Origin of the sequence: Streptomyces sp. NBC_00727, from assembly GCF_045161745.1 — a bacterium.
GTDB lineage: Bacteria > Actinomycetota > Actinomycetes > Streptomycetales > Streptomycetaceae > Streptomyces.
In genome coordinates this window covers 5,646,209-5,661,703 of record NZ_CP108981.1, presented here as the reverse complement: position 1 = coordinate 5,661,703, position 15,495 = coordinate 5,646,209, and the positions used below count along the sequence as shown (strand labels likewise).

Below are 15,495 nucleotides of genomic sequence, written 5' to 3'. Positions count from 1 at the left end.
GCCCGAACCAATCCGGCTCCGTCACCGGTACGGAAGGGGGCACCGTCAAACCGGAAGGCGTCGATTACCCACTGAGCATGGCCGAAAACAGACCCCACGGGCCCCCGGCACGGCCGCTTGAAGCGGTGTGCCGGGGGCCCGTGGCTCAGATGCGCCTAGAAGGTGGCGGGCACGTTCCACTGCTGGTTGGCGCCGCCCGCGCAGTCCCACACCACGAGCGCGGTGCCGTCCGTGGTGTCACCGCCCGGGACGTCCAGGCAGCGGCCCGACGCCCTGTTGACGAGGGTGTGCGCACTCGTGCTGTACGTCCACTGCCGGGCCGCGTCCGTGACGGCGCCGCCCGTCCCCGTACCGGCGCAGTCGCGCACGCGCACCGCCGCGCCGTTGCCCGTGCCGTCGGCGGTCAGGCAGTAGTCGGACGGCAGTCGCAGCGAGCCGTCGGCCGCCCGCACCCAGGCCTGGTTCGCGCCGCCCGAGCAGCGGTAGAGATCGGCCACCACGCCGTCGGCGACGCCCCCGGAGGCGTCCAGGCACTTTCCGGCCTGCCCGGTCACCGCGCCGCGCACCGAGTTGCCGACCGCGAGGTTCTGCACCGTCGCACCGGCCGAGACGTCGGTCCGGGTCATCGGCGCGCAGGCGTTGCCGCTGTCGGACGTCCCCGAGACCGAGGCGGTGACCGTACCGCCGTTGCCCGTCGGCACCCCGAACCGGGCGTCGCTGAACGGCTGGTCGTAGCAGGTGGCGCGGGGGTCGTTCCACTCGAAGTACTCGGTCCAGTCGACCATGCCGCCGGGTGAGATGGCGGTGGCCGGGGTCTTGATGGAGCCGAGTTCGTACGAGGCGCCGGTGGCGGTGTCCGCGACGGTGGCGCCGAACCAGCCGCCGCCCTCGGCTGCGACCGTGAAGGTGTAGCGGTGGCCGGCGGTCCAGTCGAGGTTCATCCGGCAGCTCATGCCCTCGCCCTCGCCGCCGAAGGACTGGCACCAGCTGCCCGTCGAGCCGGCCTTCGCCTCGGAGACGTCCCAGACGGAGAACAGGAGCGTCCGCTTCGAGCCGCCGTTGGACTGCATTCCGAGGTAGGCGCCGTTGCCCTTGTCGAAGCCGAACTGGTGGCTCCAGAAGACGTTGGCCCGGTAGCCGGGGTCGTGCTGGACGGTGGTGGACCAGGTGACGTCGGTCAGGACCGGGGCGCCGGAGAAGGAGTAGTTGGTGTAGGTGCCGGGAGTCGTGCCGAGCTCCGCGGCCTGGGTGGGGGGTGCGGTGCCGAGCAGCGCGAGCGCGGCTGCTGCGGCGGATGCGGTGAGCGTGCTGAACAAGTGGCGCAGTCTCATGCGGTGCACCTGCTTCTGATGGGGGGAAGGGGGCCTCGGCCCGGGGCCGTGCGGCCCTGGGCCGGTCTTTCCCGGTCAGATCCTCAGGAACGGACCTGACCGCGCTCGAAGTACGCGATCAGCTCGGGGTCGAGGGCCGGCACCTCGTGGGGCGCACCGCCCTCGCGCAGGGAGCGGGTCGCGAGGACGCCGGCGGCGACGCTCATCCGGGCGGCGACCGGGGAGGTGTCGGTGACTCCCCCGTCGCGCACGAACCGGCAGAACTCCTCCATGATCCGGCCGTCGCCGCCGCCGTGGGAGCCCTTGGCCTCGGGCACCCGGTAGGTGATGTCGGCGTCGGCGCGGTAGCCGCTGGGGCCGGTGTTCCAGACCTTGACCTCGTCGCCGGGGCCGTCGCCGAAGTTCTCCAGCCGGCCCTCGGTGCCGATGACGGTGTAGTTGCGCCAGTAGTCGGGGGTGAAGTGGCACTGCTGGTAGGCGGCCACGACCCCGTTGTCGAGCTGCATGTTCATCACCGAGACGTCCTCGACGTCCACGATGTGATGCAGGTCCTTGCGGGCCGTCGGCGGCCAGTCGAACTCGCGCAGCCAGTTCTCGGGGCGCGGGGTGTCGGGCTCGCGGCGGGGCAGGTTGCCGTAGACGAGCAGGTCGCCCAGCGCGTTGACGCGCTGGGTGTAGCCGCCCGCCAGCCAGTGCAGCACGTCGATGTCGTGCGCGGCCTTCTGGAGGAGCAGACCGGTGGTGCGGGTGCGGTCGGCGTGCCAGTCCTTGAAGTAGTAGTCGCCGCCGTAGCCCACGAAGTGGCGTACCCAGACGGCCTTGGGCTCGCCGATGTCGCCGCGCGCGATGATGTCGCGCATCAGGCGGACGACGCCCATGTGGCGCATGTTGTGGCCGACGTAGAGCCGGGAGCCGGTCTCGTACGCGGCGCGCAGGATGTTGTCGCAGCTCTCGACGGTGATGCCGAGGGGCTTCTCGACGAAGACGGCCTTGCCCGCGCGCAGGGCGTCGATGGCGATGACCTCGTGGGTGTCGTCCGGGGTGGCGACGATGATCGCGTCCAGGTCGTCCCGGCCGAGGAGCAGCTTGTAGTCCTCGACCGCGATCTCGGCGCCGAAGCGTTCGGCCTCGCGCCGGCGCACCTCCGGGTCGAGGTCGCAGACGGCGGTGATCGCCGATCCCTGGCCGGGGTGGTGGGCCGACATCGCGATGGACCGGCGCAGGCCGAGCCCGATGACGCCGAGTCGCAGGTCTGACACGGGGGTCCCTTCGGTTGGTACGGGTGGTGCGGGCGGAGACTACTTACCGGCGAGCGAGGCCTCGAACTCGGCGCGCATCTTGTCGCCGCCGCCGGAGCGCCACTTGCGCAGCTGGTCCTTGAAGGCGGAGACCGGCTTGCGGCCGGCGACGATGTCCAGCTGGATGTCGCTCATGGCGGTGGTGAGCGAGGCGCCCTTGCTGGTGGACGTGTCCGAGAAGTGGCCGCTCGTCGGGTTGGACTGGGCGATCTTGAGGAGGTCCTGCTGCCAGCCGTGGATCTTGCCGGCCAGTTCGCCCTGGCCCGGCAGGTAGACGTACTCGGGTCCGGCGGCGAGGAAGGCCAGCGGCATCGCGGTGGTGACGGCCTCGGAGTTGCCCTTGCGGGTGAGCTTGACGTCGCCCTTGGCGGTGCGGGTCCAGTGCTTGCCCTCGATGCCGTTGTCGAGGAAGAGGCGCTCCTCCGTACCGAAGGGGGCGGCCAGGTAGTCCAGGACGCGCAGCAGCATCTTGACGCGCTTCGCGTCGGCCTTCTTGTTGATCGCGGTGTAGCCGACGGAGCCGTAGCCCATGCTGTAGTGCGGCGTGGCGCCTTCCTTGGCGGCGAACGGCACGATGACGCCGAACGGGAAGTCGTACGTCTTGGCGTCGACCAGGAAGCTGGGGAAGGACTGGACGTAGGCGCCGAGGGAGCCCTGCGCCATCTTCTCCATGGTGGTGCTGAGGTTGGGGTCCGGCCAGAAGAGGCCGGCCTTGGCGACCTTGACTGCGAAGGCCAGGGCCTCCTGGTACTCCTCCGTCTCGTACTGGTGGGTGAGCTTGCCGCCTTCGAGGCGCCAGGCGGCGGGGGCGCCGAACCACTGGGCGAACTGGCCGATGTGGTTCACGTACGCCGGTTCCAGGACGTACTTGTTGCGCTTGGCGTCCAGCAGTTCCCTGCCCTTGGCGAGGAAGTCCTCGGCGCTGGTGAAGTGGGCGCCGCCTACCGGCTTCCAGAAGTCCTGGTTGACGACGTAGACCTGGCCCATGGAGCCGTAGGCGACGGTGACGCCGCGGATCCTGCCGTTGACGACGGCGGTCTTCCAGGCGGTGGTCGGCAGGTTCGCCAGGTTCGGGTACGCCTTGACCGCGTCGCCGGAGAGGTGGGGGGTGAGGTCGTGGAACTTGGCGTCCAGGAGCTCGGGGACGCGCTGGATGCCCTGGTTGGGCGGGAACCAGACGAGGTCGGGTATGTCACCGCCGGCCATCATGGCGTTGAACTTGGTGAGGTAGGCGTCGACGCCCTGGTCCACGACGATCGTCATGTCGAACCGGGCGCCCAGGCGCTTGTTCAGCTCCTGCCAGTAGGCGTTCTTGCCCTGCGGCGGGGCGGGGGTGGTGAACGTCTCGGTGAGGGCGGTGATGCGGCTGCCGTCGCCGGGCGTCCTGGCCACGGACTTGGTGAGGTCCTTGGGGTAGCGCAGGTAGGTGGCGTCGAGGCCCGCCGCGTTGCCCGCGAGGTCGGCGGGGGCGGTCTGGGCCGCCACGTACGTCGGGAGCTTCAGCTTGGCCGACGCCTTGGCGCCGCCCTTGCTGACCGTGGCGCCGCTGCCGCAGGCGCTCAGGGTCGAGAGGCCCGCGACGGTGAGGCCGGCGATTCCCGCGGCGCCCATGAAACCGCGTCGGGAGAGGTGGGTGGACATGGGGCTCCTTGAAGTGGGTGGCGGGCGGGGCGGTGGTGCGGGGCGGGCGGTTCAGCCCTTGATGGCCCCGGTGAGGACGCCCTTGACGAAGAACTTCTGCAGGAAGGGGTAGACGCAGAAGATGGGCACGATCGCGATGATCAGGACGGCCATCTGCAGCGAGGTCGCGGGCGGTATGGAGTGGACGCCCATGGCGGAGGCGTTGATGCTCTGCCCGTTGAGGACGTAGCTGCGCAGGATCACCTGGATGGGGAACTTGCCGGCGTCGTTGAGGTACAGCACCGCGTTGAAGAAGCTGTTCCAGTACCCGACGGCGTAGAACAGGCCGACCACGGCGAGGACCGCCTTCGACAGCGGCAGGACGATCCGGAAGAGGACCGTGACCTCGCCGGCGCCGTCGATGCGCGCCGCGTCGTACAGCTCTTCCGGAATGCTCTGGAAGAAGGAGCGGACGACGACGATGTTGAAGGCGTTCAGCAGGACCGGAAGGATCAGTGACGCGTACGTATCCAGCATGTGGAACTGCTGGACCGCCAGGTACGTCGGGATGATGCCGGGCGCGAAGAGAAACGTGCCGAGTACGAGCAGCAGGATCGGCTTGGCGAGGACCGTGCCGGGGCGCGAGGTGCCGTACGCGATCATCACCGTGCAGGCCAGGCTCAGCGCGGTGCCGATCAGCGTGATGAAGATGGACACCACGGCCGCCCGGGTGACCACGCCCCCGGACAGGATGACCCGGTAGGCCTCCAGCGTCGGGTGGTGCGGGATCAGTACGTAACCGCCGTTGGCGTTCAGCTCCTCGCGGCCGGCGAGGCTGGTGCCGATGGCGAGGACGAACGGGTAGAGCACGATCACGGTGAGGACGACGAGCGCGAGGCCCTTGGCGCCCTGCCCGTACCAGTGCGGGCGCTCCATCCACGGCGGCCTGCCGTCGGACTTGCGGGGACGTGGACCGGACCGGGCGGCGCGCAGCCGGGTCGCGAGGGACTGGCTCATCGGTACACTCCCTGCTCGCCGAAGCGGTGGGCCAGCTTGTTGGCGGCGAGGATGAGGGCGAATCCGATGACGCCCTTCATCAGTCCGGCGGCGGTGCTCATGCCCCAGTCGCCGTCCACGACGCCGTGGAAGTAGACGTAGGTGTCCATGACTTCGGCGGCGTCCGGGCCGACGGCGTCGCGCTGGAGCAGGATCTGCTCGAAGCCGACGGAGAGGATGTCGCCGAGCCGCAGGATCAGCAGCATCAGGATGACCGGCCGGATGCCCGGCAGGGTGATGTGCCAGATCCGGCGGAGCCAGCCGGCGCCGTCCATGGCGGCCGACTCGTACTGGCCCATGTCGATCGAGGCGATGGACGCCAGGAAGATGATCGTGCCCCAGCCGCAGTCCTTCCAGATGGCCTGCGCGGTGATGAGGAACTTGAAGGTGCCGGGGTCCGTCATCACGTTGCCGATGCTGACCCCGTGCTCCATGAGCAGCGTGGTGACCGAGCCGGCGCCGCCGAGTACCTGCTTGAACATCGCGACGACGACGACCCAGGACAGGAAGTGCGGGAGGTAGACGACGGTCTGGATGAACCGCTTGATCTTCTCGCTGATGAGCGAGTTGAGCAGGAGCGCCAGGGCGATCGGTGCCGGGAAGTACAGGAGGAGCTGGATCGCCGTGATCTGGAGGGTGTTGGACACCGCGCTCCAGAATTCGGGCTCGGCCAGCAGCGCGGTGAAGTTCGCCATCCCGACGAACGGACTCTGCTTGAAGCCCAGGAACGGCTGGTAGTCCTGGAATGCGATGACGTTGCCCGCGAGCGGCAGGTAGAAGAAGAGCGCGAAGTACAGCACGCCGGGCAGGCAGAAGAGCAGAAGTGCTTTGTCCCGCTTCAGGCGCTGGCGGAGCGGCTGCCGTATTCGGTGTTTCTTGCCCTTCCTCCCTGCGGGGCGGTCCGCGTCTTCCGGATCGCGGGGCTGCGGCACGGGCGGCCGCGCAGCTGTGACCGGCGTGTTTGCCATCGTCACAGGCACCTCCAGGGCTGATGGAGCGAGAGAACGTCCCGCATGCGTGGAGGACGGCGCGCACTACGGGAAGTGCGGCCGCTGCTCCTTCGCGGCGACAGGCACATAGTTCACGACCGTGCGCCCGTATGGCAAGAGTTGTTCGTTTCGCAGAGGTAACGAACATCTATGGGCAAGCAAAAGTCGCTTCGCGCAGCACCGCAGGGCGTCCCAGACCCGGCAATCGCCGCATAAGGGGCGGTTGATGCTCACGGACCGGCTCCGGATCGCACTGTTCCCCCGTCAGAACCGACCCATCCGTGCGTGGTTGTGCTTGGTTGTGCACGCTTCATGCACGGTCCGGCACATCGAACCGGTTTGAGCGCACACGGAAAGGCGGGCCGCCGCGCACTCGGTGCGCGGCGGCCCGCCGTGGGGTGCTGCGAGGGGTCAGACGGCGACGACCGTGACGCCGGCCTCCGTGAATCGGGCGGACGCCTCGGGCGAGATGCCCCGGTCGGTGACCAGGAAGTCGACCAGGGAGAGGTCGCAGACCCGGGCGAAGGCCCGCTTGCCGATCTTCGAGGAGTCGGCGGCGATCACCACGCGCTGGGCCTGCTGGGCGAGCAGCCGGTTGATGCTGGCCTCGCCCTCGTGGTGCACGTACGCGCCGCGCTCGGTGTCGATGGCGTTGACCCCGAGCACGGCCACGTCCAGCGTTATCTCGCCGAGCACCCCGCTCGCCAGCGGACCGGTCAGCTCGTACGACTGGGGCCTGGCCACACCGCCGGTGACCACCATCTTGATCTGCGGCCGGATCACCAGCTCGTTGGCGATGTTGAGGGCGTTGGTCACCACCGTGAGCGTGGGCTGCCCCGGTGCCCCGCCGGCGCCCTCGCCCACCAGGTCCGCGCGGACGGCGAGCGAGCGGGCCACCTCGGTGATGGTGGTACCGCCGGTGAGCCCGACCACCTCGCCGACCGCGACCAGTTCGGCGACGGCGCGGCCGATGGCCTGCTTCTCGGGGGCGTTCCGGCCGGTCTTGTACCGGAGGGCCAGCTCGTAGCTGACGCCGTGGGCGATCGCGCCGCCCCTGGTCCGGGTGAGCAGTTGCTGTTCGGCGAGCTGGTCCAGGTCCCGTCGGATGGTCGCGGCCGAGACGTCCAGCGTCTTCGCGGCGTCCTCGACGTCCACCCGGCCGTTCTTACCTACGAGTTCCAGCAGTGCGTTCCACCGGGCGTCCCTGGACAAGAGAGTTCTCCTCACACGTCCGGGCTGCGTGCGCCCATCCCCTTGGGCGCGATCACCGGACAGGCGCAAGGGTCGCACAAGGCTCCAGCGAGTCAAGCCTCCTGCAAGCAGAATGCTTGATAATGCTCGCTCGTCGCGGGTAACGTGCGTAAACGAGCATCCCATCACCAGTACGGAGTGCAAAAGTGTCATTTGTCGAGATCGAGATCGCCAGTCAGCCGGATTGCTGGCGCCGCGCCGCGGAGCTGGCCCCGAGTCACGCGGCCGCGCTGCCCGCGCCCGGCGAGCGCGTCGCCGTCGTCGGCTGCGGCACCTCGTTCTACATGGCTCAGGCATACGCCTCGCTCCGCGAGGAGTCCGGGCAGGGCGAGACCGATGCCTTCGCCGCGTCCGAGTTCCCCACCCGCCGCCGCTACGACCGGGTCGTCGCGCTCACCCGCTCCGGCACCACCACCGAGGTGCTCGAACTCCTCGGCCGGCTGCGCGGCACCACCCCCACGGTGGCCGTCACCGCCGACCCCGGGACCCCGGTGATGACGGCCGCGGACGCGGTCGTCGTCCTGGACTTCGCCGACGAACAGTCCGTCGTCCAGACCCGGTTCGCCACCACGCTGCTGACGCTGCTGCGCGCCCACCTCGGCCTGCACACCGACGCCATGGTCCGCGACGCGGAGCAGGCACTGGCCGAACCGCTGCCGCAGGGCCTCGTGGACTGCACGCAGTTCACCTTCCTCGGCCGCGGCTGGACGACCGGCCTCGCCAACGAGGCCGCGCTCAAGATGAAGGAGGCCTCGCTCTCCTGGACCGAGTCGTACGCCGCGATGGAGTACCGCCACGGCCCGATCTCCATCGCCACCGACACCACCGCCACCTGGATGTTCGGCACCGCCCCCGAGGGCCTGCGCGAGCAGCTCCTGGAGACCGGTGCCCGCTGGGTGGAGAGCGGCCTGGACCCGCTGGCCGACCTGGTCCGCGTCCAGCGCCTGGCCGTCGCCCGCGCCGCCGCCCGCGGCCTCGACCCGGACGCCCCGCGCCACCTGACCCGCTCGGTGGTCCTGGCCGACGCCTGATCGGGGGCGTTGCCCCCGAACCCCCAGTCCTCAAACGCCGGACGGGCTGAAATTCAGCCCCGCCGGCGTCTGAGGCGCGGGGTCCGGGGCAGAGCCCCGGTTCGGGGAGGGGAGGGCTGGGGTGAACTCAGCCCTCGCGCTTGCGCGGCGCTCAGGGCGGCCACCGGAGCCCCCGGTCAGGACTCCTCGAAGTAGGCGTCCAGGACCGCGTCGAAGCCCTCGGCCCACTCCTTGAGGCTGCCGCGGGACTCCGCCTCCACCTCGCCGTTGAACCAGCGCTTGGACGAGAGGTGGACGGTCACGGTGAACCTGCGGCCGAAGCGGGCCGGCTTCAGTTCGACCGCGCCGATCTCGTCCCAGCCGAAGTCGGCCTGCTGGTCGTCCAGCGTGAACCGGACGCCCGCGGGGCCGGCCGAGATCGAGCCACGCCGGTCGCTCACCTCGAACGAGGTCCCCTCGGCGGCCTCTTCGCCGCTCTCGTCGTTCTCCTCCTGCTCCTCCTGCTCCTCCTCGTCCTGCGCCACCGGCGCCTCGTCGGCCGACGGCTCCACGACGGCGTCGGCGACTGCGGGCTCCTCGGTGTTCTCCGGCTCCTCCTCCGCCTTCGCGGCGGGTCGGGGGGCCGTGAGACCGGGGATGTACGCCGGGTCGGTCCCTGCGGCGTACGCGGGCTGGGTCTTCGGGTCTATGCGCTGCTCCACGGCGGGCAGTATGGCCGACGAACCTGTACAGGGCCAGTAAGAGGGTGTCGGGGGCGGGCCCGGCCGCCAGGCCCGCCCCCGACCGCGGGGCCCCGCACCCCACGTCAGCCGGTGGCGCAGACCTCGTCGCCCAGGGTGAAGGCGTTCGGGGACGTGTTGCCGCCGCTCAGTGTGCCGGTGAAGCCGAAGCCCGCGGAGGCGCCGGGTGCGACCCTGCCGTTCCACGAGACGTTGGCGGCCGTCACCTTCGCCCCGTCCTGCGTGGGCGTCGCGTTCCACATCTGGCCGACCTTCTGCCCGTCCGGGAAGGTCCAGGCGAGTTTCCACCCGTCCAGCTCGCCACCGCCGGTGTTGGTGAGGGTCACATCGGCCTGGAAGCCGCCGGACCACTGGTTGGTGACCTTGTACGTCACCGAACACGCGGCGTCACCGGGGTCGGTGCCGGGGTCCGTGCCCGGATCGGTGCCGGGGTCGGTCCCCGGGTCCGTACCGGGGTCGGTGCCGCCGCCGTCGCCGTCCGAGGAGTCGCCGTACATGATCCCGCGTCCGTTGGTGGAGACGTAGACCCGGCCGAAGACACGCGGGTCACCGGTGATCGCGGCGCCGGTCCAGCCCCACTGGTGGGCGTCGTCGTTGATACGGGTCCAGGTGACGCCCGCGTCCGTGGACCGGAAGATGCCGCGCACCCCGCCGATCTTCGCGGAGACGAAGAGCGTCCGGTACGAGGCGCCGGCGGCCGCCTTGCCGAAGCCCACCGAGTCCGCCTGGTCGATGCCGGTCAGCTCGGTGAAGGTCGCCCCGGAGTCGGTGGAGTGCCACAGGCCGTACGCGCCCGTGGTGGCGCCGCCCGCGAGCCAGATGTCGCCCTCGGTGCCGGGCACCGCCTTGAAGCGGACGTTGCCCTCGGTGGGCAGGCCGCTCGACGCCTTCGCGGTGAAGGTCGCGCCGCCGTCCGTCGAGACGTAGAAGGTGCCGGCCTTGTACCCGTAGAACTTCTTCGGGTTCTTGCGGTCCGACTCGACCGTCGCGCCCTGCGGAATCCCGGTGGACGCCGACCACGAACTCCCGTACCCCGTCGTGTGATACACCCCGGTGCCCTCCGGGCTCCAGACGAAGCCGCTCGCGTCGGCCGCCGCGGCGACCGTGCCGCCGCCGGTCACCCCGGACGGCTCGGAGCCCTGGAACCAGTTGGAGCCGTTGTCCGTGGAGAAGCCGATGTGCGGGGCGGCGTCGGCGCTGCCGACCCGGACCACCGTGTCCGGGCTGCCCTCGGCGAAGTCGAGGCTCGTGGTGGAGGTGAGGTTGGGCGAGGTGAACATCATGTCCGGCACGGCGTCGAGGTCGGTGTGCCGGAAGCCGCCGATGTCACCGAGCGCGCTGAGCAGCGGTGCTCCGGACGGCGGGCTGGCCAGGTCGTTGACCGCGGTCTCCTCCAGGCCCTTCACCATCGGGGTGATCTCGAACTGGCTGCCGGAGTCCCAGTTGGTGAGGTTCTCGGTGCCGTAGACCGTCGCGCCGGTGCCGTACATCATGCGGTTGGAGTCGAACGGGTCGATCTCCAGGGCCTCCGTCATCCAGCCCAGCTTGGGCGTGGTCTCCGGCGGCGTCGGGTTGGCGCCCCAGGTCAGCCACGGCACCGAGGAGACGTCCTGGGTGAAGCGGTTGGAGCGGTTGGGGTAGCTGGTGTAGTCCCATGCCTGGGTCCAGGTCGCCCCGCTGTCCGTGGAGCGGAAGATCTGGGTGTCCGGCCACCAGGAGCTGTACGCGGTCGCCATCACCGTGCCGGGGTGCTGCCGGTCCACGGTGAGTCCGCTGAAGCCGTAGAAGGTGTCCGCCTCGGCGACCGGGCTGACGTCCTTCCACTCCCCCGTCGCGGTGGCGTACCGCCAGATCTGCCCCTTGCCGCCGTCGTACGGGCCGCCGGTGTCGCTCAGGGTGAGATAGAGGTAGCCGTTCTCGGAGTCGAGTACGCCCTTGTGGGCCAGGTATCCGGTCGGCTGCCCGGCGATCCGCGACCAGGTGGCCCCGCCGTCCGTGGAGCGGTAGACGGTGTTCTCCTTGTCGGCGACCCCGACGTAGATGTCCTGGGTGGCGCTGCCCTTGCTGCCGCTGCGCTCGTCGAACGTCACCCAGACGATGCCCTGGTTGTCGTTGCCGTAGCCGCTGGTGTCGGTGGGGTCCTGGGAGTAGTCGCCCGGGTTGGGGAAGGCCGTGACCTCGGACCAGGTGGCGCCCGAATCGGTCGACCGCCACAGGCCGTTGCCGCTGGGCGCGCCGAGGTAGAGCACGGAGTTCTTGTTCGGGTCGACCGCGAGGCGTTCGCCCATGCCCCGGCCCGGCATGTTGCCGCCGAGCTTGAACGGCAGCGTGCTCGCCTTCCAGCTGGCGCCCCGGTCCGACGAGCGCAGTACGGCTCCGTTGGTGGGGTCCCAGTCGTTCGTGTACGTGCCCACGGCGGCGTACACGTTGTCCGGGTCGACGGAGTCCGAGGCGAGGCTCACCACCCCGGTCCAGCCCCAGTGGTCCCAGTCCACCCAGTCGAGCAGCGGCGTCCACCGCTTGCCCGACTGGTCCCAGCGGTAGGCGCCGCCGATGTCCGTACGGGCGTAGGCGAGGTTCTTCTCGGTCCGGTTGAAGACGATCCCGGGGACGAAACCGCCGCCGTCGATGCGGACGTTCTTCCAGTCGTACGTGTCCGCCGCGAGGGACACATCGGATGCCTGGGTGGCGGGCGCGGCGTCGCTGTCCTTCGCCGACGCCGGGGCGCCGGCGGCGAAGAGCCCCGCTGTGAGGGTGAGTGCCGCCACCAGGGTGGCAAAGGGTCTTGCGCTTGAGCGCACGGAAACGTCCTCTCCGAACAGGGCCGCCGACAAAGGCGGTTAAGGGCGTGAACGGATGTGGGAGCGCTCCCATTTCGCGTCCCGATGGTAGCGGCGCCGCCCCTCCGGGAGAAGGGCGGGCGCAAAGTTCATCGGATGAATCCTGGACGCGTCGGGGCGACCGATGCGGGGCGGCAACCGGCCCCGCGCGCGTCAGTACCAGCCGGCCGAGCCGGGCGGGTCGCAGAGTTCGAGCACGACCTCGCCGGCCACGGAGGTCCTGCCGCCGGCCGGCCGTACCCGGTCGCCGACGTTCACCAGGTGCGGGGCCGCGCCCACGATCCGGCACCGGTAGACGAAGCCTTCGGGGAAGCGGACCAGCGACTCGTTGCGCATCACGCGCGAGTAGCGGTTCACGACGTTGGAGCGCACGACGACGCCGTAGCCGTCGCTCTGCTCGGACTCCAGGTCGCTCGACGCGCAGACGGGGCACAGGAGTTTACGGAAGGAGGCGGTGTGGCACCAGCGGCAGACCTGGTAGACGAGCCCTTCCTGGCTGTCCGGCTCCACCGTCTCGCGGGCCGGCCGCCCCACGTCGATTCCGGTACTGAACACGTTCCGCCTCCCGCGCTCGACTCGGTACGCCGCACCTTCGGCAACGGCACACCGGCACCGTATGGCACTTAGTTCCAGGAGTAAAGGCACTGAGTGCCGCGAGGTGGTGAGCCGGGACCTCAGGCGCTGCCGAGCGCGGACTCGATGTGCTGCACCACGCGCCACATCGGAGCGCCCTTGCGCGCGACCATGACGATCACCTCGTCGTCGCTCACGCTCACGGCCTGCGGCGCCCGGACCTGCGCGGCGGGGCGTTCGTCCGCCGCGCCCCACACCGCGCGCACCAGCTCGAGCGCCCGGTCCACCTCGGCCCCCGCGTCCCCCTCGCCGCCCGAACGCAGCCAGGACCGCAGGCCGTTGTTGTGCGCGGCGACGACCGAGGCCGCGATCACCTCGGCACGCAGCGAGGCGTCCGGTCCCGCGTCCGGGTCCTCGGCCCACCGCCGCTCCAGATGGCCGGCGAGGGTCCGCTCGTAGCGGCGCACCACGGACAGCTCGTACGTGCGCAGCCCGGGCACCTCGCGGGTGAGCCGGTAGCGCTGTACGGAGAACTCGGGGTTCTCCGCGTACATCCGCAGTACCAGACGGGCCGCGTCGCACACCGTGGCGACCGGGTCGCCGCCCTCGGCGGCGCTCAGGAAGGCGGTCATGTCCGCGAGGCACCGCTCGTGGTCCGGGAAGACCGCGTCCTCCTTGGAGGGGAAGTAGCGGAAGAAGGAGCGCCGCCCCACCCCCGCCCTGGCGACGATGTCGTCCACCGTGGTCCGCTCGAACCCGCGCTCCAGGAACAGCGCGAAGGCCGCCTCGGCGAGCACGTCACGCATGGGGGGCTTCTTGGCCGGCCGCCGGTCTTCGGTCATGCCGGAAACGTAACACCGAAAGCAGCACCCCGGCACTGGGTACCTTTACGAAGGGTACTGAGTGCCATAGGATTCCCGCAGGAGACCACCAGGTACAGGGAGAGCCGGCGTGAGCTTGAGGATCGTTGTCTGTGTGAAGTACGTGCCCGACGCGACCGGTGACCGGCATTTCGCCGATGACCTGACGTTGGACCGTGAGGATGTCGACGGTCTGCTGTCGGAGCTGGACGAGTATGCGGTCGAGCAGGCGTTGCAGATCGCGGAGGCGGCTGATGATGCGGAGGTCACCGTGTTGACGGTGGGTCCGGAGGATGCCAAGGACGCGTTGCGCAAGGCGTTGTCGATGGGTGCGGACAAGGCTGTTCACGTCGAGGACGACGATCTGCACGGCACGGACGCGCTGGGTACGTCGTTGGTGCTGGCGAAGGCGATCGAGGAGACCGGGTACGACCTGGTTGTTTCGGGGATGGCGTCGACGGACGGGACGATGGGTGTGGTTCCGGCGCTGCTCGCGGAGCGGCTGGGTGTGCCGCAGGTGACGCTGCTGTCGCAGGTGTCCGTCGAGGGCGGTGTCGTGCGTGGGCGTCGTGACGGGGACAGTGCGTCGGAGGAGCTGGAGGCGTCGCTCCCGGCGGTCGTGTCGGTGACCGACCAGTCCGGTGAGGCGCGCTATCCGTCGTTCAAGGGGATCATGGCGGCGAAGAAGAAGCCGGTGAAGTCCCTGGACCTGGACGATCTGGGTATCGACGCCGACGAGGTGGGTCTGGCGGGTGCCTGGACCGCGGTCGACTCCGCGACCGAGCGTCCGGCCCGCACCGCGGGAACGATCGTGAAGGACGAGGGCGAGGGCGGCAAGCAGCTGGCCGAGTTCCTGGCCGGCCAGAAGTTCATCTAGTCCGTTTCGTTTGTTCCTCGTTTCGCTGATGTGCAGGAGTAGGTCTGATGGCTGAAGTTCTCGTCTTTGTCGATCATGTGGATGGTGCGGTCCGCAAGCCGACGCTGGAGTTGCTGACGCTCGCGCGCCGGATCGGTGAGCCGGTCGCGGTCGCGGTGGGCGCGGGTGCGGCGAGTACGGCGGGTGTGCTCGCCGAGCACGGCGCGGTCAAGGTGCTGGTGTCCGAGGCCGCCGAGTACGCTGACTACCTCGTCGTACCGAAGGTGGACGCGCTGCAGGCCGCCCACGCGGCGGTGTCGCCCGCAGCGGTGCTGGTGTCGTCGTCGGCGGAGGGCAAGGAGATCGCGGCGCGGCTCGCGGTGCGGATCGGGTCGGGGATCATCACGGACGCGGTCGACGTCGAGGCCGGGGGCGAGGGTCCGGTGGCGACGCAGTCGGTGTTCGCGGCGTCGTTCACGACGAAGTCCCGGATCTCGCACGGCACCCCGGTCATCACGGTGAAGCCGAACTCGGCCCCCGTCGAACCGGCCGCGGGCGCCGGGACCGTGGAGGAGTTGGCGGTGGAGTTCTCCGCCGCCGCGACGGGCACGAAGGTGCTGTCGCGAACACCGCGTGAGTCGACGGGCCGTCCGGAGCTGACGGAGGCGGCGATCGTGGTCTCCGGTGGCCGTGGTGTCAACGGTGCGGAGAACTTCGCGGTCATCGAGGCGCTCGCGGACTCGCTGGGTGCCGCGGTGGGCGCCTCGCGTGCGGCGGTGGACGCGGGCTGGTACCCGCACACCAACCAGGTCGGCCAGACCGGCAAGTCCGTCTCGCCGCAGCTGTACATCGCCTCGGGTATCTCGGGTGCGATCCAGCACCGGGCCGGGATGCAGACCTCGAAGACGATCGTCGCGGTCAACAAGGACTCCGAGGCCCCGATCTTCGACCTCGTCGACTACGGCGTCGTCGGCGACCTCTTCGACGTCGTCCCCCAGCTCACCGAGGAGATCAACACCCGCAAGGGCTGACACCCCCTCAACCACGGCG

Annotated in this window: 13 protein-coding genes; 3 read left to right on the top strand and 10 right to left on the bottom strand. The window is 70.0% G+C overall.

The annotated features are described in order from the left end of the window. Positions 1–155 precede the first annotated feature (155 nt). The 6 genes from OG242_RS25690 to OG242_RS25665 all read right to left on the bottom strand — a co-directional run bounded on the left by OG242_RS25690 (position 156) and on the right by OG242_RS25665 (position 7,506). On the bottom strand, positions 156–1,331 hold the full coding sequence (locus OG242_RS25690; RefSeq protein ID WP_405900390.1) for a ricin-type beta-trefoil lectin domain protein: 1,176 nt from the start codon (positions 1,329–1,331) through the stop codon (positions 156–158). Between the two features lie 83 nt (positions 1,332–1,414). Next, the gene (locus OG242_RS25685; RefSeq protein ID WP_405900389.1) at positions 1,415–2,590 is read right to left on the bottom strand and encodes a Gfo/Idh/MocA family protein; all 1,176 of its coding nucleotides are present in this window, start codon (positions 2,588–2,590) and stop codon (positions 1,415–1,417) included. 39 nt (positions 2,591–2,629) lie between these two features. Beyond that, positions 2,630–4,270, bottom strand: a complete 1,641-nt coding sequence (locus tag OG242_RS25680; RefSeq protein ID WP_405900388.1) for a hypothetical protein — start codon at positions 4,268–4,270, stop codon at positions 2,630–2,632. Between the two features lie 51 nt (positions 4,271–4,321). Continuing rightward, positions 4,322–5,266 carry a carbohydrate ABC transporter permease gene (locus tag OG242_RS25675; RefSeq protein WP_405900387.1) on the bottom strand — a complete coding sequence of 315 codons (945 nt, stop codon included), beginning with the start codon at positions 5,264–5,266 and terminating at the stop codon, positions 4,322–4,324. Next, positions 5,263–6,273 (bottom strand): ABC transporter permease, encoded by a 1,011-nt coding sequence (locus OG242_RS25670; protein WP_405900386.1) that lies wholly within the window; start codon positions 6,271–6,273, stop codon positions 5,263–5,265. Before OG242_RS25670 ends, OG242_RS25675 begins: the two co-directional genes overlap by 4 nt. Positions 6,274–6,705: 432 nt before the next feature. Next, complete coding sequence (locus OG242_RS25665) at positions 6,706–7,506, bottom strand: DeoR/GlpR family DNA-binding transcription regulator (protein WP_405900385.1); 801 nt, start codon at positions 7,504–7,506, stop codon at positions 6,706–6,708. A gap of 185 nt (positions 7,507–7,691) precedes the next feature. On the opposite strand from OG242_RS25665, the gene OG242_RS25660 reads away from it, so the two are divergent. Next, entirely contained in the window at positions 7,692–8,576 is an 885-nt protein-coding gene (locus OG242_RS25660) for an SIS domain-containing protein (protein ID WP_405900384.1), read from the top strand. 176 nt (positions 8,577–8,752) lie between these two features. Here OG242_RS25660 and OG242_RS25655 read toward each other — a convergent pair whose 3' ends face one another. The 4 genes from OG242_RS25655 to OG242_RS25640 all read right to left on the bottom strand — a co-directional run bounded on the left by OG242_RS25655 (position 8,753) and on the right by OG242_RS25640 (position 13,571). Beyond that, on the bottom strand, positions 8,753–9,277 hold the full coding sequence (locus OG242_RS25655) for a hypothetical protein (RefSeq protein ID WP_405900383.1): 525 nt from the start codon (positions 9,275–9,277) through the stop codon (positions 8,753–8,755). 104 nt (positions 9,278–9,381) lie between these two features. After that, a complete protein-coding gene (locus OG242_RS25650) occupies positions 9,382–12,117 on the bottom strand; it encodes a cellulose binding domain-containing protein (protein WP_405900382.1) in 2,736 nt (911 codons plus the stop codon). Positions 12,118–12,309: 192 nt separating this feature from the next. Further along, positions 12,310–12,711 carry a hypothetical protein gene (locus OG242_RS25645; protein ID WP_405900381.1) on the bottom strand — a complete coding sequence of 134 codons (402 nt, stop codon included), beginning with the start codon at positions 12,709–12,711 and terminating at the stop codon, positions 12,310–12,312. A 119-nt stretch (positions 12,712–12,830) separates the two neighbouring features. Next, positions 12,831–13,571 (bottom strand): TetR family transcriptional regulator, encoded by a 741-nt coding sequence (locus tag OG242_RS25640; RefSeq protein ID WP_405900380.1) that lies wholly within the window; start codon positions 13,569–13,571, stop codon positions 12,831–12,833. Between the two features lie 109 nt (positions 13,572–13,680). Here OG242_RS25640 and OG242_RS25635 point away from each other — a divergent pair, with 109 nt between their 5' ends. Continuing rightward, a complete protein-coding gene (locus OG242_RS25635; RefSeq protein WP_405896540.1) occupies positions 13,681–14,466 on the top strand; it encodes an electron transfer flavoprotein subunit beta/FixA family protein in 786 nt (261 codons plus the stop codon). Between the two features lie 47 nt (positions 14,467–14,513). After that, complete coding sequence (locus tag OG242_RS25630) at positions 14,514–15,476, top strand: electron transfer flavoprotein subunit alpha/FixB family protein (RefSeq protein ID WP_405900379.1); 963 nt, start codon at positions 14,514–14,516, stop codon at positions 15,474–15,476. Positions 15,477–15,495: the final 19 nt, after the last annotated feature.

Bases quoted from the DNA above. Each gene is read 5' to 3' on its own strand.
- OG242_RS25690 (WP_405900390.1), bottom strand. From the start codon at position 1,331: ATGAGACTGCGCCACTTGTTCAGCACGCTCACCGCATCCGCCGCAGCA.
- OG242_RS25680 (WP_405900388.1), bottom strand. From the start codon at position 4,270: ATGTCCACCCACCTCTCCCGACGCGGTTTCATGGGCGCCGCGGGAATC.
- OG242_RS25675 (WP_405900387.1), bottom strand. From the start codon at position 5,266: ATGAGCCAGTCCCTCGCGACCCGGCTGCGCGCCGCCCGGTCCGGTCCA.
- OG242_RS25670 (WP_405900386.1), bottom strand. From the start codon at position 6,273: ATGGCAAACACGCCGGTCACAGCTGCGCGGCCGCCCGTGCCGCAGCCC.
- OG242_RS25640 (WP_405900380.1), bottom strand. From the start codon at position 13,571: ATGACCGAAGACCGGCGGCCGGCCAAGAAGCCCCCCATGCGTGACGTG.
- OG242_RS25630 (WP_405900379.1), top strand. From the start codon at position 14,514: ATGGCTGAAGTTCTCGTCTTTGTCGATCATGTGGATGGTGCGGTCCGC.